We start from the raw sequence: 21,087 nt of genomic DNA, 5'->3' as shown, positions 1-21,087 counted from the left end.
GCATGAAAAAACAGCTCGGCAACGGCCTGTCCAGCCTGTCATCCCTGGTGTATTCGACTGACGCGGGGCGCATGTGCCCGGATTGCCGGCAACCCGTCGCGCAGTGCGCGTGCAAGGCGCGCCAGGCCATGCCGACCGGCGACGGCATCGTGCGCGTGTCGCGCGAGACCAAGGGGCGCAAGGGCAAGGGCGTGACGCTGATCAAGGGGCTGGCACTGGACGAAGCGGGGCTCGCGCAGTTGGCGCGGGAGCTGAAAGCGGCTTGCGGCGTCGGCGGCACCGTGAAGGACGGGGTCATCGAGCTGCAGGGCGATCACGCGGACCTGGTCGTCGAGCGGCTCAAACGGGGCGGCCACAGCGTCAAGCGCGCCGGCGGGTGACGCCGACCCGGATTGGCATCCGGGCTACGGATCCGCGTCCAGCAGGTACTTGCGGCGCAGCGGCGCCGTCATGCTGAAACGTGCCGCCGACACGGTCGCGACGAAGCAGGCCTCGCCGGCCCGGCGCGGGTTGTCGATCGCCGCGACATACACCAGCGCCCCGCCGCGCTGGCGCCACAGCACCACCCGCGAGACCGGCAGGCCGTCGCGCTCGAGCACCGGGTAGAGGCTGCGCATCTCGGCGACCACCGCGCGCCGGTCGCCGTCGTCCAGCGTGGCACTCAGGTCGTCGCGCCCGAAGTGGATCCAGTCGGCACTGACGCAGCTCGGCAGGCCGTCGACATTGCCGGGCGGCACCGGCGGCTTCTCCGCTGCCTGCACGGCCACCATCGCCAATGCCCACGGCAACCCCGTCCATTTCCGATGCGTGCGCTCCATCGCCGCTCCCCGCGGCCGCCCAGGCCGCGCCGGCAGCTTACGCCCGGCTCGCCGCCACGCCGCCGAGAGGGTGTTCGCCCCACCCCGGACGTCGAACCAGCAACACGCCGGCAACGTTAATTTGCCTATCATCCAAATTCCGCAACGGAGGTCTCGATCGATGTCCATGGTCCAGCTGGCGCTCCGTCGCCCCTACACGTTCATCGTGATGGCCCTGCTGATCGTGCTGGCCACGCCGTTCGCGCTGCGCAACATGGCGACCGACATCTTCCCGGAGATCAACATCCCGGTGATCAGCATCATCTGGAACTACGGCGGGCTGTCGGCCCAGGAGATGGGTCAGCGCATCTCGGCACAAAGCGAGCGCGGGCTCACCACCACCGTCAGCGACATCGAGCACATCGAATCGCAGTCGCTCGCCGGCATCGCCGTCATCAAGGTCTTCTTCCAGCCCACCGCCAACATCCAGACCGCCATCGCCCAGGTGGTGGCGTCGATGCAGACCCAGGTGCGCCAGCTGCCGCCGGGCATCACGCCGCCGCTGGTCATCAAGTACTCGGCCTCCAGCATCCCGGTGGTGCAGCTCGCGCTGTCCAGCCCCACGCTGCCGGAGCAGGCGGTGTTCGATGCCGCCGTCAACCAGCTGCGCCCGCAGCTGATCACCATCCCCGGCGTCGCCGTGCCCTTCCCGTACGGCGGCAAGAACCGCGTGATCTCGGTCGACCTCGACACCGCCGCGCTGCAGGCACGCGGGCTGTCGCCGGCCGACGTGGTCAATGCGGTGAACCTGCAGAACCTGATCCTGCCGTCGGGCACCGCCAAGTTCGGCGGCACCGAATACACCATCAAGATGAACGGCTCGCCCGACGCCATCGACGGCCTCAATGACCTGCCGGTGCGCACCGCCGTCAGCGGCAACAGCAGCGCCACCACCTACCTGCGCGACGTCGCCTTCGTGCGCGACGGCTTCCAGCCGCAGACCAACATCGTGCGCCAGGACGGTGCGCGCGGTGTGCTGCTGTCGATCCTGAAGAACGGCGGCGCGTCGACGCTGGACATCGTCGACAACCTGCGCGCGCTGCTGCCGCGCGCATCGCAGACGCTGCCGGCCGACGTGAAGGTGACGCCGCTGTTCGACCAGTCGGTGTTCGTCAAGGCAGCCGTCAAGGGCGTGATCGCCGAGGCGGTGATCGCCGCGCTGCTGACGGCCGCGATGGTGCTGCTGTTCCTCGGCAACTGGCGCAGCACGCTGATCATCGCGGCCACCATCCCGCTGTCCATCCTGGCCTCCATCCTGGTGCTGCAGATGCTGGGCGAGACGCTGAACCTGATGACGCTGGGGGGCCTGGCGCTGTCGGTGGGCATCCTGGTCGACCAGGCCATCGTGACGATCGAGAACATCGAGCGCCACCTGCACCTGGGCACGCCGCTGCTCGAGGCGATCGAGGTCGGCGCCGGCGAGATCGGCGTGCCGGCCTTCGTCTCCACGCTGTGCATCTGCATCGTGTTCGTGCCGATGTTCTTCCTGTCGGGCGTCGCGCGCTTCCTGTTCGTGCCGATGGCCGAGGCGGTGGTGTTCGCGATGGTCGCTTCCTACCTGCTGTCGCGCACGCTGGTGCCGACGCTGGTGATGCTGCTGATGGCCAAGGCGCACGGCCCGGCCGCCGCCGGTGCACAGGCGAACACCAGGCCGAACGGCCTGCAGCGCGTCTACCTGGCTTTCGACCGCCAGTTCGAGCGCGTGCGCCGCGTCTACACGCTGACGCTGTCGGCGCTGCTGGCGCGGCGACTGCACTTCGTGCTGCTGTTCTCGGGCTTCTGCGTGCTGTCGTGCGCGCTGATCCCGTTCCTCGGGCGCGACTTCTTCCCGAGCGTCGACTCGGGCCAGATCCGGCTGCACCTGCGCGCACCCACCGGCACGCGCATCGAGGAGACCGCGCGCCTGGCCGACGAGGTCGAGGCGGCGATCCGCGAGCTGATCCCGGCCGACCAGCTGGAGACCATCCTCGACAACCTGGGCGTGCCCAACAGCGGCATCAACCTGTCGTACAGCAACGCCGGCACCATCGGCACGCTGGACGGCGAGCTGCAGCTGTCGCTGAAGGAGGGCCACCGGCCCACCGACGAGTTCGTCAGCCTGCTGCGGGCCGAGCTGCCCAGGCGCTTCCCCGGCATCGAGTTCTTCTTCCAGCCGGCCGACATCGTCACGCAGATCCTGAACTTCGGCCTGCCGGCCGCGATCGACGTGCAGTTCACCGGCAACAACCTGGCCGGCAACGCGGCACTGGCGGCCGAGCTGACGCGCAAGATCCGGCAGATCCCCGGCGCGGTCGACGCGCACGTGCACCAGCGCAACGACCTGCCGGCGCTGAACCTCACCATGGACCGCTCGCGGCTGCAGCAGATGGGGCTGACCGCGTCGAACGTCGGGCAGAACGTGCTGATCTCGCTGTCGGGCAGTTCGCAGACGGCGCCGGCCTTCTGGCTGAACCCGCAGAACGGCGTGGTCTACAACATCGCGGTGCAGACGCCGCAGTACAAGGTGGACTCGCTGGACGCGCTGCTGAACATGCCGGTCGGCGCCGCCGGCGCGACCAATGCCGGCGGCACGCAGCTGCTCGGCAACCTGGTCGAATCGGCGCCCGGGCGGCAGCTGGCGGTGGCCTCGCGCTACAACATCCTGCCGGCGATCGACGTCTACGTCAGCGTGCAGGGCACCGACCTGGCCAGTGTCGCCAACAAGGTGCAGGCGCTGGTCGACGAGGTGCGGCCCAGGCTGCCGCGCGGCAGCCAGGTGGTGCTGCGCGGCCAGGTGCAGACGATGCAGTCGTCGTTCATCGGGCTGGGCGTGGGCCTGGCGATGGCGATCGTGCTGGTGTACCTGCTGATCGTCGTCAACTTCCAGAGCTGGATCGATGCGCTGATCATCATCGCCGCGCTGCCGGCGGCGCTGGCCGGCATCGCGTGGATGCTGTTCATCACCGGCACCACGCTCAGCGTGCCGGCCCTCACCGGCGCCATCATGACGATGGGCGTGGCCACCGCGAACAGCATCCTGCTGGTGTCGTTCGCACGGCAGCGCCAGCAGGACGGCGTGCCGGCGCTGTCGGCCGCACTGGAGGCCGGCGCCACGCGCATCCGCCCGGTGCTGATGACGGCGCTCGCGATGATCATCGGCATGATCCCGATGGCGCTGGGCCTCGGCGAAGGCGCCGAGCAGAACGCGCCGCTGGGCCGCGCGGTGATCGGCGGCCTGCTGTTCGCCACCGTGTCCACCCTCTTCTTCGTGCCGGTGGTGTTTGCCGGCGTGCACCGCCGGCTCGCGCAACGGCACGAACGCCGGCAGGCCCGCGCCGCCGCCGCGCTGCCGTCCGCCGCGATCCCCCAGGAGACCTGACCCCATGACCGAGCAGCGCCACGCGGCACTGGGCATCCACGCCGCCGACCCGAACCACCCCGACGCCGACGCGCTCCACCTGGCCGACCCGCTGGAGCGCCACGCCATCGCGCGCCGCGCCCGCTGGCTGGTCATCGCCGTGCTGGTGCTGCTGGCGCTGGGTGCCGGGCGCACCGTGATCAGCCGCATCGGCAGCGCGAAGGCGCTCGAGGCAGGCACCACCGAGCGCGCGAAGCAGTACGTGAAGACGGCGCTGCCGAAGACCGGCGACGCCGGCCAGACGCTCGCGCTGCCGGGCACGCTGCAGGGCTTCGTGCAATCGCCGATCGCATCGCGCGCGGCCGGCTACCTGCGCCGCTGGACCAAGGACATCGGCAGCCGCGTCGAGAAGGGCGAGGTGCTGGCCGAGATCGAATCGCCCGAACTGGACCAGCAGCTGTCGCAGGCGGTGGCGGCACGCGAGCAAGCGGCGTCGAGCCTCGAACTCGCGAAGAGCACCGTCGAGCGCTGGGAGAGCCTGCGCAAGAAGGACGTGGTCTCGCAGCAGGACCTGGACGAGCGCCGCAGCAGCGCCGCGCAGTCGCGCGCCAACCTGGCGGCGGCCGAGGCCAACGTGCAGCGGCTGCGCCAGCTCGAGGGCTTCAAGCGCGTCGTCGCGCCGTTCGCCGGCGTGATCACGCGGCGCTACGTGGACGTCGGCGACCTGATCGACATGAGCGGCAAGCCGCTGTTCACGCTGTCGCAGACCGACCCGCTGCGCGTGTACGTCAACGTGCCGCAGTCGTATGCCCAGCTGGTGAAGCCGGGGCAGGCGGTGGTGGTGACGCAGGGCGAGCTGCGCGGCCAGAGCTTCAAGGGCACGGTGGCGCGCACCGCGGCGTCGATCGACACCGGCACGCGCACGATGCAGGTCGAGATCGCGCTGCCGAACCCGCAGGGCACGCTGCTGCCCGGCGCCTACGTGCAGGTGTCGCTGCCGCTGGCGGCCAGCCAGGCGATGCTGGTGCCGACCAATGCGCTGCTGTTCCGCGCCGAGGGCACGCGCGTCGCGCTGGTCGACGGCAACGGCCGCGTCACGCTGAAGACGGTGACGCTGGGCCGCAACTACGGCGAGACCGTCGAGGTGATCGATGGCCTGGGCGCAGCGCAGCGGCTGGTGCTGAACCCGTCGGATTCGCTGGCCGATGGCGACCAGGTGGCGGTGGCGCCGCCGGCCAAGGGGGCGCTGTGAGGCTGGCGCGTCTGGCGGGGGCCGCAGGCGCGGCCGCGCTGCTGCTGTCGGCCTGCGCGGCCGGGCCCGACTACCAGCCGCCGAAGCTCGACCTGCCGGTCAGCTGGACGCTGGACGCGCCGTGGCGCGAGGCAACGCCGGACGATGCCTCGGCCAAGGGCCCGTGGTGGCAGCGCTATGGCGACCCGCAGCTCGATGCGCTGCAGCAGCAGGTGCTGGCCGGCAGCCCGACGCTCGCCGCCGCCAGCGCGCGGCTGGCGCAGGCCCGCGCGGTGGTGGCCGCCGGCTCGTCGGCGCAGCTGCCGCAGCTGACGCTGGGCACCCGCGATGCGCGCCAGCGCATCTCGGCCAACCGGCCGCTCAGCAGCTACAACTCCAGCAACTTCTCGACCATCCAGAACGACTTCACGCTGTCGCTCGCCGCCAGCTACGAGGTCGACCTGGCGGGGCGGGTGCAGCGCAGCGTCGAAGGTGCGCGTGCCTCGGCCGAACAGTCGGCGGCCGACCTGGAGAACACGCGGCTGCTGCTGACGGCCGAGCTGGCGGTCGACTACTTCAGCCTGCGCGCACTGGACACCGAGCTGGACGTGCTGTCGCGCTCGATCGCGCTGCAGCGGCGCTCGCTCGAACTCGTCACCGCGCGCCATGACCTGGGCGCGGCGTCGGGGCTGGACGTGGCGCAGCAGCAGGCGCTGCTGGACACCACGCTGACGCAGGTGGACGTGCTGCGCCGCCAGCGTGCGCAGTTCGAGCATGCGATCGCGACGCTGACCGGCACGCCGGCACCGTTGTTCTCGCTGGCACCGCGGATGCAGGTGTTCGAGCCGCCGGCGATCCCGCTGGGCGTGCCGTCGGACGTGCTGCAGCGCCGGCCCGACGTGGCCGCGGCCGAGCGCGCGATGGCGGCGGCGAATGCGCAGATCGGCGTGGCCAGCGCCGCCTTCTACCCGAGCGTGATGCTCGGGCCGTCGGTGGGCTACGAGAGCCGCGACCTCGCCACGCTGTTCAACGCGCCGAGCCTGCTGTGGTCGATCGGCGTGTCGGCCGCGCAGTCGGTGTTCGACGGCGGGCGGGCGCGGGCGAATGTCGATTTCGCGAAGGCGGGCTACGACGTGACGGTGGCGAACTACCGGCGCGTGGTGCTGACGGCGATGCAGGAGGTGGAAGACGGCATCACCGGGCTGGCCGCGCTGGACCGCGCGACGACCCAGGCGCAGACGGCCGTGGCCTCGGCGCGGCGCGTGCTGGACATGGCGACCGGGCGCTACGAAGGCGGCGCGTCGACCTACTTCGACGTGATCACCGCGCAGCAGGCGCTGCTGGCCAGCGAGCGGCAGGCGGCGCAGCTGCTGGGGCAGCGGCAGCTGGGTTCGGTGTTCCTGGTGAAGGCGCTGGGTGGGGACTGGCAGCGCGGGGCGCGGGCGGCGGAGCGCTGACCGCCCGGCCGATCACCGCGCTGCGAGCCACGCCCGCAAGCCCGCATCGCGCACCTCGAGCACGTCGAACAGCCGCACCGCACGCAAGGACGGCAAGGCTTCGGCCATGTGCGCTTCGGCGGTCGCGCGGTCCGCCGCGATCGACGCCGGATCGCTCCACACGGTCGCATTGGCGAGGAAGGCTGCGATCGTTCCCTTGCGGATCGCGACACCATTGAAATCGCCTTGGTTGGCATCGTCAGGCAGTACGTCGTCGGCTCGCATGTCGATCTCCATGAAGTGGGGGTGAGGCGATTCTGGACAACCGGTTCTGGCCGCGCTACGGTGTCGAAGTCATTCAATACCGCATTGCAGCCATGGCCACGCCCTTGTTCGTCTCATCGCTGCTGGATTCGGCCGACGGCCCGTGGCTGCTCGCCACCGAGGTGGAAGGGGCCGACCCGCGCGTCACCACCAGCCACGCCCATGCGCGCGGCCAGTTGTTCGGCGCGACACGCGGCCTGCTGTCGGTGGGGACGCGGCACGGGCAGTGGGTCGTCCCTGCGATCCACGCGGTGTGGATCCCGCCGCACCACCCGCATTCATTGCGCTCGCACGGGCCCTTCGCCGGCTGGAGCGCCTACCTCGCCGAGCCGTTCTGCGCCGGCCTGCCCGACGAGCCCTGCACGATGCGCGGCTCGGGCCTGCTGCGCGAGGCGGTACACCGCGCCGCCGGGTGGCGCGGCACAACGCCGCTGGACGATGCCCAGCTGCGCATCGCCGGCGTGATCCGCGACGAGATCCTCGGCCTGCCGCGCGAGTCCTTCGGGTTGCCGCTGCCGCAGGACAAGCGCCTCAAACGCATCGCCCGCGCGCTCGGCGACCACCCGGCCGACACGCGCTCGCTCGACGCGTGGGCCGCCTGGGCCGGCATCGCGCCGCGCACGCTGACGCGTCGCTTCGTCGCCGAGACCGGCTTCGCGTTCAGCGCCTGGCGCCAGCGCGCGCGGCTGATGCGCGCGCTCGAGCTGCTCGCGGCCGGCACACCGGTGACCACCGTCGCGCTCGAGCTCGGCTACGACAACCTCAGCGCCTTCATCGCGATGTTCAAGCGCCAGTTCGGCGTGACGCCGGGCCGGTACTTCGGCGCCTGAACCAGCCGAACGTTCAGCCGCGCCGCGCCGTCAGCCACTTGCCGGAAGGCAGGGCTTCGGCCACCACGCGCACCTCACCGATGTTGCCGAAGAAGCCATCTGCACGGTCGCCGTCCCAGGAGCCGGCCCCGACCACCCACGGCGAGCTGGCGGACAGCGTGGCCAGGCCGGGCACGTTGCTGGTGTTGCGCAGCACCGGCGCGCCTTCGACGTACATCACGGTGTCGTGCGTCGTCGGGTCGTTGACGATCGCGATGTGCACCCAGGTGCCGGCGATGATCTCGCCCGACCAGCTGGCATCGCCTTCGCGCGCGCCGGCGACGTCGGGCACCACCTCCCACTGCACCTCCCGCAGGCTCGAGATGGCGAACAGCATCGGCGGCGATTCCGGGTCGCCGCCGTCGAAGCCGGCCAGGCCGCCGCGCTTGCCGTCGCGCGTCATGATGTTCATCCACGCGTGCTTGGCCTTGTCCCAGCCCTTGTCGATCTTGATGAAGGCCTCGATGGTGTAGCCGGTCGCGGCGAAGGTGAGCGCATTGATGGCCGCCGTGGCGTCGGTCATGAAGTAGCTCATGCGCGGCGTGTTCTTGTCGGTGTTCAGGAACGCCACCGAACCCGGCGCCGCCGACAGGCGGTGGTGGTCGCTGCTCCACACGATGTCGCTCGCCTGCGCACCGACGATCACGCTGGCATTCAGCGCGTCGCGCTTCAGCGGGTTGGCACCGGTGACGTCGGCGATCTGGGTGCCAGGCGCCACCGCCGCACCCTCGGTGCCGCCGAAGAAGCGCCAGTGCGCCACGGTGGAGGCCACCTTGGGATAGTCCTCGCTGTCCTTGGCCGGCTGCTGCACGGGCGCCGCGGGCTCGTTGTAGCCCTTCAGCACCAGCGCCTTGGCCTGCTCGACCAGCGACGACGCCACCGTGGCCGGGCCAGCGCCGAAAGCCGGGTTGAAACGGGCGAAGCGCTTCGCGAAATCCATGTTGATGCTGAACGTGTGGTTGCTCTCGGTYAGCACCGCCTGGTCGAAGGCATTCAAGGTGTCCGCCGGCTTCATCGGCACCCAGGGCGAGAACGACAGCACCTTGATCAGCTTGTTCGTCAGGTCGAACTCATACAGCCGCATCAGGCCGTTGCCGCCCTGGTAGGCCATCTGGTAATCCACCACCATCTCCTCGACCGCGTTGCCGAAGTCGTTGGTCTTGGTGAGGTGGGCGCCGCCATGGTGGTGGCCGTTGAGCGTCATGAAGATCTGGTCGTTGTCGCGGATCAGCTTCTCCCACAGCATCTTGCCGTAGCCGGTCTCCAGCGGGCTCACCGCGTCCGGCGCGATGTTCAGCAGCTGGTGGTTGACCAGGATGACGGGCAGCGTCGGGTGGCTGGCGATCACGCCGCGTGCCCAGGCGATGCCGGCGTCCGAGATGCGCCACGACAGCGACAGCACCAGGAACTGCTGTCCTTGCGCGGTGAAGACGTGGTACTCGTGGAAGCCGGTGCTGTCGCGCCCGCCGAAGGTGGACTGGCGCTGGGCGCGCTTGGCGCCGAACCATTGCAGGTAGGGCTCGTTGGCCAGAACGCGCTGCGTGTCGGTGCCGGTGGTGGGGCTGGCGTCGTAGTCGACGTCGTTCACCACGTCGTGGTTGCCCGCCAGGATCGAGTAGGGCAGCTTGGCCACTTCCAGCACCTGCATGGCGGTGTCGGCCACCTTCCACTGCTCGGGCTTGCCGACCTGGTCCACCACGTCGCCCAGGTGGATCAGGAACGGGATGTTGAGCCGTTGCGCGTTGTCGGCCACCCACTTGGTCTGCGCGAAATACGGTTCGCTGCCGTAGTGACGCTCGTACTGGCTGCTTTCGGTGGACGTGGCGTAGCGCGAATAGAACTGGGTGTCGGGCAACACCGCCAGCGCAAAGCTGGAGATCTGGCCGGACGCGGCCGCGTCGTCGCCTCCGCCGCCGCCGCCACAGGCACTCAGCAGGCCGCCCGCGGCCACCGTGGAAGCGGATGCGAGGCTCAGCTTGAGCAGGTTGCGGCGCTGGATCGATTGGAACTGCTTCATCAACTTCTCGTATCTGGAATTTGGATGAAACCCACTCTATTTATGCAATGTTGTGATGGCGTGACAGATCGCGATGGTCATCGCAACATCATGCGGCGCTCACGGACATGTCATCTGGCGTTCCTACGATCCATCTCTTTTTGCGAAGGAACTCCACCGTGCGCGTGTCTCACCGAGCCCTGCTTCTGTCCTTGCTGTCGGGAAGCATCTTCTTGATCCACGCCTGCGGCGGCGACAGCGATGGCAACAACGCCGCCGCCGGCGATTCGCCCGGCAAATGGACGGCCGGCGACCTGCACGTGCACACCGTGCAATCGGACGACTCGCGCACGACGCAGACGCTGGACTTCGTGCTCGGCAAGGCCTTCACCACCTACAAGCTCGACTGGATGGCGCTGACCAACCACCTGCGTTCGTCCAAGTACGACAACGACGGCAAACTGCTGGCCGCGCCGGTTCCGTACGCCTACGGCATGGCCTCGTACGAGATCCCGCGCGTCAAGGCGCTGCAGGCCGGCGGAACCCATGCCGACAAGCTGATCTTCTCGGGTTTCGAATGGGACATGCCCACCCACGACCACCTGGGCGTGGCGCTGTTCGAAGGCAGCCCGACGCTGGAACCGTCGACGCGCGGCGCGAAGGAGTTCCAGTACGCGTTCACGACGCTGGCCGAGTCGGCGTTCGACCCCGCCGACGTGGCCGTCTGGAAGACGAAGTACCCGCAGCGCTTCAACACCACGGCGTCCGATGCACTGCAGGCCCTCTCGTGGCTGAAGGCCAACTACCCGTCGACGAGCTTCGCGACCCTCAACCACCCGTCGCGCAACCCCGGCAAGTACACGATCACCGACCTGCGCCAGATGAACGACCTGGCGCCGGACATCCTGTTCATGATCGAAGGCATGGTCGGCAACCAGATGGAGCCCGACCGCGGCGGGTACACCTCGGCCTACGTGCCCGAGAACGCGGCGAACCGCACCTACGGCGGCACCGATGCCATCGTGGCCCAGGTCGGCGGCATGTGGGATGCCTTGCTCGGCGAAGGCCGGCGCATCTGGAACATCGCCGACTCCGACTCGCACTTCGAGATCGACGCCGCCAGCAACAGCAGCGGCTACTACCCGGGCGAGTACGCGAAGAACCGTGTCTGGATCGCCGAGGGCCAGGCGGGTGTCGGCGGGCTGAAGAAGAGCCTGCGCGACGGCCGCATGTTCGGCGTGTTCGGCGACCTGATCGATGCGCTGGACTTCCGCGTGAGCGGGTCGTCGGGCAACGGGTTCATGGGGCAGGAGATCCGCGTGCCCGCCGGCGAGCGCGTCACCGTCACGATCCGCTTCAAGAGCCCGGCGCTGAACAACTACCAGAAGCCGGTGGACAGCGGCACGCCCGGCAACATGAAGCCCGTCGTCGATCACGTCGACCTGATCGTCGGCGACGTGACCGGCAAGGCGCTGCCGGACACGCCCGCCTACGGTGTCGCGACCAATGCCTCGACCCGCGTGCTGCGGCGCCTGACCGCGGCCGACTGGAAGGTCGATGCCGACGGCTACTACGCGGTCAGCGTTCCGGTCGAGGTGAAGAAGAACCAGTACCTGCGCCTGCGCGGCACCAACCTGGGCACGGACGTGGCGGGGCTGACCGCCAATGGCGAGCCGCTGGCCGACCAGAAGACCACCGGCGCGGACAACACGGCCCGCGTCAACGCCATCAACGACCGCAACTACGGCAGCCTGTGGTTCTATTCGAACCCGGTGTTCGTGTCGGTCGCGCAGTAAGACCCGGCAGCAGCAGGGCTCAGGGCAGCTCGTCGACGTTCTTCGGCCAGCTCGCCTTCAGCAGCCGCGACAGCGCGCGGTCGGCCAGCAGCTTGCCGCCGGTCTGGCAGCGCGCGCAGTAGTTGGTCTCGTTGTCGGCATGCACGATGCGTTGCACCGGCGTGCCGCACACCGGGCAGGGCATGTTGTAGCGGCCGTGCACCGCCATCTGCGGATGGAAGGCGGTGACCTTGTCCGGCCAGTCGCCGGCCTCGCCACGCAGCCGCTCGGTCCACTCGGCCAGCACCTCGCGCGTCGCGTCGAACAGGCGCGCCACCTGCTCCGGCTGCATCGCCTTCGACAGCAGGATCGGCGACAGTCGCGCGCGGTGCAGGATCTCGTCGGAGTACGCGTTGCCGATGCCGCTGAACAGCCTCGGATCGGTCAGCTGGCGCTTCAGCGTGTGGTTCTCGCGCAGCAATCGCTCGCTGAACGCGGCCAGGTCGGCCTGCATCACGTCGATGCCGCCCGGGTCCATCGCCTGCAGCGCCTCGCGGTCGGCCAGCAGGTGCAGCGAGGCGCGCCGCTTGCTGCCGGCTTCGGTCAGCACCAGCGTGCCGCTGTCGAACTCGAACACCGCGAGCGCGATCTTGCCGGGCGGCTTGGCGCTGGGCAGCAGCCAGCGCAGGCGGCCGGCGATCATCAGGTGGATCACGAGGAAGAAGCCGTTGTCGAGTGCCAGCACCACGCGCTTGCCCAGGCGCTCGACGCCGGTCACGCGGCGGCCTTCGGCCTCGGCCAGCGGCGGCAGCGCGGTGCGCAGCAGGAACGGGTTCAGCACCTTCACGCGCTGCAGCACGTGGCCCTGCACCTTGTCGGCAAGGCGCTCGATGTAGACGGCGATGTCGGGCAACTCCGGCATGGGGCGCAGTGTGCCAGCCTCGGTGGACCGCGGCGGGACGCCATCTCGAAAGCCACTGTTTCAGCCAGCCGCGATAATCACGGTTTTCCACGCGACGGCGCGTTCTTCTGCGCCGCTCCCCCGACCCCATGTCCTCCGAGCTGACCCCGCAGGTGCGCCGCCGTCGCACCTTCGCCATCATTTCCCACCCCGACGCCGGCAAGACCACGCTGACGGAAAAGCTGCTGCTGTTTTCCGGCGCGATCCAGATCGCCGGCTCGGTGAAGGCGCGCAAGGCCTCGCGCCATGCCACGTCCGACTGGATGGAGATCGAGAAGCAGCGCGGCATCTCGGTCGCCAGCTCGGTGATGCAGATGGAATACCGCGACTGCGTGATCAACCTGCTCGACACGCCGGGCCACCAGGACTTCTCCGAAGACACCTACCGCGTGCTGACCGCGGTCGACGCGGCGCTGATGGTGATCGACGCGGCCAACGGCGTCGAGCCGCAGACGCGCCGGCTGCTGCAGGTCTGCCGCGCGCGCAACACGCCCATCCTCACCTTCGTCAACAAGATGGACCGCGAGGTACAGGAGCCGCTGGTGCTGATGGACGAGATCGAGCGCGAGCTCGGCATGGGCGTCGTGCCGTTCACGTGGCCGGTCGGCATGGGCAAGCAGTTCCACGGCGTGATGGACCTGCGCGAGGAGCAGATGCGGGTCTTCAGCCCGGGCGAAGACCGCCACCACAACGACGACGAGATCCTCGCCGGGCTCGAGAACCCGGCCTACGCCGAACGCTTCGGCATGCAGTACGAGCAGGCGCACGGCGAGATCGAGCTGGTGCGCGAAGCCGCACCGGCCTTCGACAAGGCCGCCTTCCTGGCCGGCCACCAGACGCCGATGTTCTTCGGCTCGGCGGTCAACAACTTCGGCGTGCGCGAGGTGCTCGATGCGCTGGTCGACCTGGCGCCCGCGCCCGGCCCGCGCCAGGCCACGCAGCGCCTGGTCGAGCCGGACGAGAAGAAGTTCACCGGCGTGGTCTTCAAGATCCAGGCCAACATGGACCCGGCGCACCGCGACCGCATCGCCTTCGTGCGCGTGGCCAGCGGCCACTTCGAGCGCGGCATGCGGTTGAAGGTCGGCCGCTCGGGCAAGGAGCTGCGACCCAACACCGTCGTCAGCTTCCTGTCGCAGCGGCGCGAGCTGCTGGACGAGGCCTTCGCCGGCGACATCATCGGCATCCCCAACCACGGCGTGCTGCAGCTGGGCGACACGCTGACCGAAGGCGAGAACCTGCTGTACACCGGCCTGCCGTTCTTCGCACCCGAGATGTTCCGCAGCGTCGAGGTGGCCGACCCGTTGCGCACCAAGCAGCTGAAGGCCGGCCTGCAGCAGTTGGGCGAAGAGGGCGCGATCCAGGTGTTCCGCCCGGTCGCCGGCTCGGTTCTGCTGCTGGGCGCGGTCGGCCAGCTGCAGTTCGAGGTCGTCGCGCACCGGCTCGAACACGAGTACGGCGTGAAGGCACGCATCCAGCCGAGCCGCTTCCAGGTGGCGCGCTGGGTCACCTGCGACGAGGCCGACGGCGGCGAGCGCGAACTCAAGCGCTTCATCGACGCCAACGACCACCGCGTCGCCTACGACGCGGTCGATGCGCCGACGGTGCTGGTCGAGTACGCACCGGAGCTGCGCGCGATCGAGGCCAACTGGCCGAAGATCAAGTTCCACGCGCTGCGCGAGCATGCCGGGCTGGTGTTCCAGAAGAAGCTCGAAGGCTGAACATTTCGCGGCGCGGGGCCGGCATCCCGCGCCGGCCCGCTGCCGTTCGTCGCCCGACCCCTTGCGCGATGCCGGCCGGCCCGGCACATTGCGGGCCATTCCAACGGATGCCGGAGACCCGCATGCTCGCCAAGTCGCTGATCGCCTCCCTGCACTTCATCGCCGCGTTCGGCATCGCCGCCACGCTGTTCTTCGAGTGGTTCACCTTCAGCCGCATGCCGACGCACGCCGAGGCCCGGCGGCTGGCGCTGGCCGACCGCTGGTACGGCATCTTCGCGGCCGTGCTGCTGGTGGTCGGGTTCACGCGCGCGGCGCACTTCGAGAAGGGCTGGTCGTTCTATGCGCACAGCCCGTTCTTCCACGTCAAGCTGACGCTGTTCGTGCTGGTCGGCCTGCTGTCGATCTACCCGACGATCCGCTTCATCCGCTGGAGTCCCGAGTTGAAGGCCGGCCGCGCACCGGTGGTCAGCGAGCTGGAATTCACGCGCATCTCGCGGCTGCTGTCGGTGCAGATGGTGCTGCTGGTGCTGATCCTGCTGGCGGCCTCGCTGATGGCCAACGGCGTCGGCCTCTAGCCTCTAGAATCCGCGCGCGGCCACACACGCCGAGCAAGCACGGGTCGCAGTCCCGGACCCGGCTGTGGGGCACCCCCACGGCAACGATTCGACTTTGGCACTCGCGGTGCAAGCGGGCGTGCGCTGACGCGCACGACTGCTTACCACGAGACCGGCAGGTCGGCGTCCCTGTGCCGCACCTCGACATGCACAGCTCGCGCTCACGTCACCTCGATGCCCTCGCCCTGGCGCGGGCGCTCTGGGCCGGCCCGCAGGCGGCCAGTTCAATGCAGGCACGCGCCGCGCAGGCGCTGGGTTGCTCGCCGCAATGGCTGGCACGACTGATCGGCGAACTGCCCCGCGTGTCCGAGACGACCTGGCAGCACCAGGAGGTCGACGACCTGGCGGCACGGATCGAAAAGACGCGCGCCTTCTCCATTGCATTGCGCACGTCCGAAGTGCCTTTCGTGCGCCGCTGGATCCTGCGCGCGTCGCGCATGCACCCGCCGCCGCTCGGCCTCGATGACCTGGCACTGCCGCCGTTGCCACACAGCGCCGCCATCGCCGATTGGCTGGGCATCACGCCGGACGACCTCGACTGGTTCACCCACGATCGCCGCCACCAGGTGCCGCTGCACGCCCAGCACTACGGCTTCACGCTGCAGCCCAAGCGCAGCGGCGGCGGCCGGCTGATCGAATCGCCGCGCAGCCGGCTCAAGGCCTTGCAGGGCCGCGTGCTGCACGGGCTGCTCGACCGGGTGCCGGTGCACGAGGCCTGCCACGGCTTCGTCGGCGGCCGCTCGGTGCTGACGCATGCCCGCCTGCATGCCGGCCAGCCGGTGCTGCTGCATTTCGACCTGAAGAACTTCTTCGGCAGCATCCTCGCGTCGCAGGTGGCCGCCGTGTTCCACACGCTCGGCTACCCGGGCGGCGTCGCGCGCCAGCTTGCCGCGCTGTGCACCGTCCGCACACCCGGGCCGGTGATCGAACGCCTGCGCGACGACGGCTGGGTCGACTGGCAGGATGCTCGCGCGCTGCGCCGCGCCCACCTGCCGCAGGGAGCGCCCAGCTCGCCGATGCTGGCCAACCTGTGCGCCTTCCAGCTCGACCTGCGGCTCGACGGCCTGGCGCATGTGCTCGGCGCCACCTACTCGCGCTACGCCGACGACCTGGTGCTGTCGGGCCCGCAATCCCTGCGCGGCTCGTTCGAACGCATCGCCGCCTGGGTCGGCCGCATCGCGCTGGAAGAGGGCTATGCGCTGAACCACCGCAAGACGCGGCTCGCGACGCAGGCCGCGGCGCAGCGCGTCTGCGGTGTCGTCGTCAACCGGCACCCCAACCTGCAGCGCCGCGAGTTCGATCGCCTGCGCGCCGTGCTGCACCAGTGCGCGCTGCACGGCCCGGCCTCGCAGAACCGCGACGGCCATGCCGACTTCCGTGCCCACCTGTGGGGGCGCGTGCAATGGGCCGCGCAGCTGAATGCCGCCAAGGCCGAACGCCTGCACGCGTTGTGGGCCCGCATCGGGTGGGACGCGGCCCCGCCTAGACTCGTGGGATGAATTCGCGCCTGTCGCTCTACCTGAACCTGATCCGCTGGGATCGCCCCGCCGGCAGCTACCTGCTGCTGTGGCCTTCGCTGTCGGCCCTGTGGATGGCGGCCGGCGGCTTTCCCGGCTGGCACCTGCTGGCCGTCTTCACGCTCGGCACCTTCCTGATGCGCAGCGCCGGCTGCGCGGTCAACGACGTCGCCGACCGCGATTTCGACAAGCACGTCAAGCGCACCGCGCAGCGCCCGGTCACCAGCGGCGCGGTCAGCGTGAAGGAGGCCTTGCTGCTCGGCGCGGCGCTGGCGCTGGCCGCGTTCGGGCTGGTGCTGACGACCAATGCCGCGACCATCGCGTGGAGCTTCGCGGCGCTCGCGGTGAGCATCTTCTACCCGTTCACCAAGCGCTTCTTCTCGATGCCGCAGGCGGTGCTGGGCGTGGCCTTCAGCTTCGGCATCCCGATGGCCTTCGCCGCGGTGCGCGGCGAGGTGCCGGCGCTGGCCTGGTGGCTGCTGCTGGGCAACCTGTGCTGGGTGATCGCCTACGACACCGAGTACGCGATGGTCGACCGCGACGACGACCTGAAGATCGGCATCCAGACGTCGGCCATCACGCTCGGGCGCTTCGACGTCATCGGCGTGATGGCGTTCTATGCGTTGTTCATCGCGACCTGGGCCGCGCTGGGTGTGCAGCAGGGGCTGCGCTGGCCGTTCTACGCCGGCCTGGCGGTGGCCGCCGGCATCGCCGGCTGGCACTGGACGCTGATCCGCACGCGCAGCCGCGACGGCTGCTTCCGCGCATTTCGGCTCAACCACTGGCTGGGCTTCGCGGTCTTCGCCGGCGTGGTGCTCAACCAGTGGCTGTAGCCACGATCAGGGATACAAGCCGCGCTCTTCGCGCGCGATCAGGATGCGTTCACAAGCCACCGCAAAGGTCGCCGTGCGCAGCGTGATCTTGTGCTTCTCCGACGTGTCCCAGATGTGGCGCAGCGCGTCGACCATGATCTTGTCGAGCCGCACGTTGATCTCGTCCTCGCTCCAGAAGAAGCTGCTGAAGTCCTGCACCCACTCGAAGTAGCTGACCGTCACGCCGCCGGCGTTGCAGATCACGTCGGGCACGACCAGGATGCCGCGGTCGTGCATCACGTCGTCAGCATCCGGCAGCGTCGGGCCGTTCGCCCCTTCGAGCACCAGCTTGGCCTTCAACCGGTTGGCACGCGCCGCGGTGATCTGCCCTTCGAGGGCGGCCGGGATCAGGATGTCGCAGTCGACGTCCCAGAAGGCCTCGTTGTCGACGCGCTCGGCGTCCTTGTAGTTGGCGATGCCGCCATCGCGCTTCAACACCGCCATCGTGTCGGCCATGTCGAAGCCGTTCGGGTTGACGAGGGTGCCGGTGTGGTCCTGCACCGCCACCAGCTTGGCCCCGGCCTGCACGAACAGCTCGGCGGCCGAGCTGCCGACGTTGCCCATGCCCTGCACCGCGATGCGTGCGCCGTCCAGGTTCATGCCGATGCGGCGTGCTGCCTCGCGCCCGGTCACGAACACGCCGCGGCCGGTGGCCTTCACGCGGCCCAGCGAGCCGCCCAGGTGGATCGGCTTGCCGGTCACGACGCCGGTGGCGGTGGAGCCGGTGTTCATCGAGTACGTGTCCATCATCCAGGCCATGATCTGGCCGTTGGTGTTCACGTCGGGCGCCGGGATGTCGCGCTGCGGGCCGATGATGATGCCGATCTCGCTGGTGTAGCGGCGCGTCATGCGCTCGAGCTCCTTGTGCGACAGCAGCTTCGGGTCGACCCGGATGCCGCCCTTGGCGCCGCCGTACGGCAGGCCGACGCCGGCGCACTTGATCGTCATCCACGCGCTCAGCGCCATCACCTCTTCGAGCGTGACATCGGGGTGGTAGCGCACGCCGCCCTTGCCCGGCCCGCGCGACAGGTTGTGCTGCACGCGGTAGCCCTCGAAGTGCCGCACCGTGCCGTTGTCGAGTTCGATCGGCACGTCGACGATCAGCGCGCGCTTCGGGCGCTTCAGCGTCTCGCCCCACTTCGCCAGCGAGCCGAGGTACGGCAGCACGCGGTCGACTTGGGACAGGTAGGTTTGCCAGGGGCTGTCAGCACTCTGGGTGACATAGGACAGGTTGCTCATGCGGTTCTCCGTGGGGAAGGTCTCATGCCCGGGCGTCGCGCGAACTCGTGGCCCACGCCGCCGGCATGGAGCGCGACTGTAGGCCCGCCACGACTGAATTTCTCACCGAAGCTCATGCCTCCTTTGCATGATGTCTTTCCGGCATCACATATCCCACCTGCATCCAGCCGATTTCCTCAGCCGAACTCATCGCCCAGTTCGCGCGCGCGGCGGTGCGCGGCCTTCACCGCCGAGACGATCGCATCGTGCACGCCGCTGCGTTCCAGCGAGGTCAGCCCGGCATGCGTGGTACCGCCCTTGGACGTGACGCGCTCGCGCAGCAGCGACGGCGGCTCGGCCGATTGCAGCGCCAGCGCCGCGGCGCCGGAGAAGGTGGCCAGTGCGAGCTCGCGGCCCTGCGCGGCGCTCAGGCCCAGGTCTTGCGCCGCCTTCATCATCGCCTCGACGAAATAGAAGACATAGGCCGGGCCGGAGCCGGACAGCGCGGTCACCGTGTCCAGGTCTTCCTCGCGTTCGACCCACAGCGTGCGGCCGGTGGGGGCGAGCAGCTGTTCGACCTGCTGGCATTCGGCGGCGGTGACCGCGGGCCGCGCAAACAGGCCGGCAATGCCTTCGCCGATCAGCGCCGGCGTGTTCGGCATCGAGCGCACGACCCGTTCGGTGCCCAGCGCGCGCGCCATGTCGCCGCTGCGGATGCCGGCCATCACGCTGAACTGCAGCGCCGCCGCGACGTGCGGCGCGCAGGCCGCGGCCGCTTCCTTGAAGTTCTGCGGCTTGATCGCCCAGGCGACGATCGCGGCGCGCTGCATCACCGAGCCGGGGGCTTCGAGCGTGATCACGCCCAGGTCGCGCTGCAGTCGCGAGCGCTGCTCGGCGTTCGGCTCGAGGACCAGGATGTCGGCCGGTGCGCGCCCGCTTTTCAGCAGGCCGCCGATGACGGCGCTGGCCATGTTGCCGCCGCCGATGAATGCAATGGTGCTCATGCGGCGAGTTTAGGCCGCCCAGCGCCGCAGCAAGCGTTCGGTGTCCTGTAACGCAGGCCGCGCGAGCACGTGGAACGACAAGCGCCCCGGCGACGGCCAGCCGCGCGGGTCGCGCCGGGTCAGCACGTCCAGGTCGGCCGGGATGGCCGACTGGTTCAGGCAGCCGATGCCCCAGCCGGCGCGCATCGCCGCCACCGCGCCATGGCTGCCGGTGCAGCTGAGCTGCAGGTGGTGCGGCCGCGCCGACCGCGCGAGCGAAGCCAGCGCCATCGCGCGCACCGGGCAGTCGGGGCCCAGCAGCACCAGCGGCGCCGGCGCATTCGCCGGCGGCTGCCAGCCGGGCGCCGCCACCCACGACAGCGGCTCGCGGCGCAGCAGCCGCGCGCCCGGCAGCGCCTTGTCGCTGGTGACCACCGCCAGGTCCATCGCGTCGTCGGCCCACAGTTGCTGCAGTGCAGCGGAACTGGCCCACAGCAGCTCGAAGCGCGCCTGCGGCTGGGCGTCGCGCAGCAGCGCCAGCAGCTCGGCCAGGCGCGCCGGCAGGAAGTATTCGCTCAGCCCGATGCGCCACACCGCCGCCTGCACCGCCGGCTGCACCGCGGCGCGCGCCTCGTCCTGCAGCTCGAGCAGGCGGCGCGCATGCGGCAGGAAGCGCTCGCCCTCGGCCGTCAGCATCAGCGCCCGCGTGCTGCGCTGCACCAGCCGCGCGCCGACGCTCGCCTCCAGCTGCTGCAGGTGGGTGCTGACGGCCGACTGCGTGCGGTTGACGCGGCCGGCGGCACGCGTCACCGAGCCGGCCTGCACGATCGCGATGAAGCTGCGCAGCCACAGCGGGTCGATGTCATTCATCAGAGTTTTCGGTCAATGGAATCGGATCAAACTGTTTCACAGATGGATGCTGCGTGCCTACAGTGGACTTGTCAACCAACCACCGAGGAATCCACCATGCCCTACCTGCACATCCAGATCTCCGGCGACGCCGATGCCGCCCTCGCCTCGAACGTCGCGCGCAGCGCCACCGAGCTGACCGCCCGGCTGCTCGGCAAGGACCCGTCGCTGACGGCCGTCGTGGTCGACTTCATCGCGCCTGCGCACTGGTTCATCGGCGGCAAGGCGCTGGCGGCCGGCGGCCCGCGCAGCTACCACTGGATGGTCAGCATCACCGACGAGACCAACACCAAGCGCGAGAAGGCCGCCTACCTGGAGGCCGTCCACCAGGCGATGGGCGAGCTGCTGGGCGGCGTGGCGGAGCACTCCTACGTGCACGTCGCCGACCTGCGCGCCGCCGCCTACGGCTATGCGGGGCGCACGCAGGAAGACCGTTACCAGCATGCGACTTGAGGGCGCATGGATTCGGC

18 protein-coding genes are annotated in these 21,087 nt (G+C 69.7%); 11 read left to right on the top strand and 7 right to left on the bottom strand.

The features are described 5' to 3' along the window. Positions 1-2 precede the first annotated feature (2 nt). A complete protein-coding gene (locus AC1DYN_RS10080) occupies positions 3-380 on the top strand; it encodes a translation initiation factor Sui1 (RefSeq protein WP_477958995.1) in 378 nt (125 codons plus the stop codon). Between the two features lie 24 nt (positions 381-404). On the opposite strand, the gene AC1DYN_RS10075 is transcribed toward AC1DYN_RS10080, so the two are convergent. Continuing rightward, positions 405-818, bottom strand: a complete 414-nt coding sequence (locus AC1DYN_RS10075; protein ID WP_477958994.1) for a hypothetical protein — start codon at positions 816-818, stop codon at positions 405-407. Positions 819-978: 160 nt separating this feature from the next. Here AC1DYN_RS10075 and AC1DYN_RS10070 point away from each other — a divergent pair, with 160 nt between their 5' ends. The 3 genes from AC1DYN_RS10070 to AC1DYN_RS10060 are packed head-to-tail and all read left to right on the top strand — an operon-like array spanning position 979 to position 6,882. Then, positions 979-4,215: an efflux RND transporter permease subunit gene (locus tag AC1DYN_RS10070; protein WP_477958993.1), complete on the top strand. Its 3,237-nt coding sequence runs from the start codon at positions 979-981 to the stop codon at positions 4,213-4,215. A 4-nt stretch (positions 4,216-4,219) separates the two neighbouring features. Continuing rightward, positions 4,220-5,446, top strand: a complete 1,227-nt coding sequence (locus tag AC1DYN_RS10065; protein ID WP_477958992.1) for an efflux RND transporter periplasmic adaptor subunit — start codon at positions 4,220-4,222, stop codon at positions 5,444-5,446. Further along, positions 5,443-6,882 (top strand): efflux transporter outer membrane subunit, encoded by a 1,440-nt coding sequence (locus AC1DYN_RS10060; RefSeq protein ID WP_477958991.1) that lies wholly within the window; start codon positions 5,443-5,445, stop codon positions 6,880-6,882. The genes AC1DYN_RS10065 and AC1DYN_RS10060 overlap by 4 nt, the downstream gene beginning before the upstream one ends. A gap of 12 nt (positions 6,883-6,894) precedes the next feature. On the opposite strand, the gene AC1DYN_RS10055 is transcribed toward AC1DYN_RS10060, so the two are convergent. After that, a complete protein-coding gene (locus AC1DYN_RS10055; protein ID WP_477958990.1) occupies positions 6,895-7,146 on the bottom strand; it encodes a hypothetical protein in 252 nt (83 codons plus the stop codon). 92 nt (positions 7,147-7,238) lie between these two features. Between AC1DYN_RS10055 and AC1DYN_RS10050 the strand changes: the two genes are divergently transcribed. Further along, positions 7,239-8,015, top strand: a complete 777-nt coding sequence (locus tag AC1DYN_RS10050) for an AraC family transcriptional regulator (protein ID WP_477958989.1) — start codon at positions 7,239-7,241, stop codon at positions 8,013-8,015. Between the two features lie 13 nt (positions 8,016-8,028). Here the strand turns inward: AC1DYN_RS10050 and AC1DYN_RS10045 are convergent, their stop codons facing one another. Beyond that, positions 8,029-10,071: a LamG-like jellyroll fold domain-containing protein gene (locus tag AC1DYN_RS10045; RefSeq protein WP_477958988.1), complete on the bottom strand. Its 2,043-nt coding sequence runs from the start codon at positions 10,069-10,071 to the stop codon at positions 8,029-8,031. A 107-nt stretch (positions 10,072-10,178) separates the two neighbouring features. Between AC1DYN_RS10045 and AC1DYN_RS10040 the strand changes: the two genes are divergently transcribed. Then, a complete protein-coding gene (locus tag AC1DYN_RS10040) occupies positions 10,179-11,846 on the top strand; it encodes an S-layer protein (protein ID WP_477958987.1) in 1,668 nt (555 codons plus the stop codon). Positions 11,847-11,865: 19 nt separating this feature from the next. On the opposite strand, the gene AC1DYN_RS10035 is transcribed toward AC1DYN_RS10040, so the two are convergent. Continuing rightward, positions 11,866-12,747: an Fpg/Nei family DNA glycosylase gene (locus AC1DYN_RS10035; protein WP_477958986.1), complete on the bottom strand. Its 882-nt coding sequence runs from the start codon at positions 12,745-12,747 to the stop codon at positions 11,866-11,868. A 128-nt stretch (positions 12,748-12,875) separates the two neighbouring features. On the opposite strand from AC1DYN_RS10035, the gene AC1DYN_RS10030 reads away from it, so the two are divergent. The 4 genes from AC1DYN_RS10030 (at position 12,876) to ubiA (ending at position 17,468) form a co-directional block, all read left to right on the top strand. After that, positions 12,876-14,504, top strand: coding sequence for a peptide chain release factor 3 (locus tag AC1DYN_RS10030; RefSeq protein WP_477958985.1), 1,629 nt, complete (start codon positions 12,876-12,878; stop codon positions 14,502-14,504). A gap of 122 nt (positions 14,505-14,626) precedes the next feature. Then, complete coding sequence (locus AC1DYN_RS10025) at positions 14,627-15,079, top strand: DUF2214 family protein (RefSeq protein ID WP_477958984.1); 453 nt, start codon at positions 14,627-14,629, stop codon at positions 15,077-15,079. 185 nt (positions 15,080-15,264) lie between these two features. After that, the gene (locus AC1DYN_RS10020; RefSeq protein WP_477958983.1) at positions 15,265-16,617 is read left to right on the top strand and encodes a reverse transcriptase family protein; all 1,353 of its coding nucleotides are present in this window, start codon (positions 15,265-15,267) and stop codon (positions 16,615-16,617) included. Beyond that, entirely contained in the window at positions 16,614-17,468 is an 855-nt protein-coding gene (gene ubiA, locus AC1DYN_RS10015; protein ID WP_477958982.1) for a 4-hydroxybenzoate octaprenyltransferase, read from the top strand. Before AC1DYN_RS10020 ends, ubiA begins: the two co-directional genes overlap by 4 nt. Positions 17,469-17,474: 6 nt before the next feature. Here the strand turns inward: ubiA and AC1DYN_RS10010 are convergent, their stop codons facing one another. From AC1DYN_RS10010 to AC1DYN_RS10000, 3 genes are all read right to left on the bottom strand, one after another. Next, on the bottom strand, positions 17,475-18,746 hold the full coding sequence (locus AC1DYN_RS10010) for a Glu/Leu/Phe/Val family dehydrogenase (protein WP_477958981.1): 1,272 nt from the start codon (positions 18,744-18,746) through the stop codon (positions 17,475-17,477). Positions 18,747-18,922: 176 nt separating this feature from the next. Continuing rightward, positions 18,923-19,729: a pyrroline-5-carboxylate reductase gene (gene proC, locus AC1DYN_RS10005; RefSeq protein ID WP_477958980.1), complete on the bottom strand. Its 807-nt coding sequence runs from the start codon at positions 19,727-19,729 to the stop codon at positions 18,923-18,925. Positions 19,730-19,738: 9 nt separating this feature from the next. Further along, the gene (locus tag AC1DYN_RS10000) at positions 19,739-20,578 is read right to left on the bottom strand and encodes a LysR family transcriptional regulator (protein WP_477958979.1); all 840 of its coding nucleotides are present in this window, start codon (positions 20,576-20,578) and stop codon (positions 19,739-19,741) included. Between the two features lie 96 nt (positions 20,579-20,674). On the opposite strand from AC1DYN_RS10000, the gene AC1DYN_RS09995 reads away from it, so the two are divergent. Continuing rightward, positions 20,675-21,070 carry a tautomerase family protein gene (locus AC1DYN_RS09995; protein ID WP_477958978.1) on the top strand — a complete coding sequence of 132 codons (396 nt, stop codon included), beginning with the start codon at positions 20,675-20,677 and terminating at the stop codon, positions 21,068-21,070. Positions 21,071-21,087 lie beyond the last annotated feature (17 nt).

This window comes from Rhizobacter sp. P2_D12, from assembly GCF_056404395.1.
The sequence above is the reverse complement of the archived record's forward strand: the minus strand, read 5'-3'. Positions and strand labels throughout refer to the sequence as shown.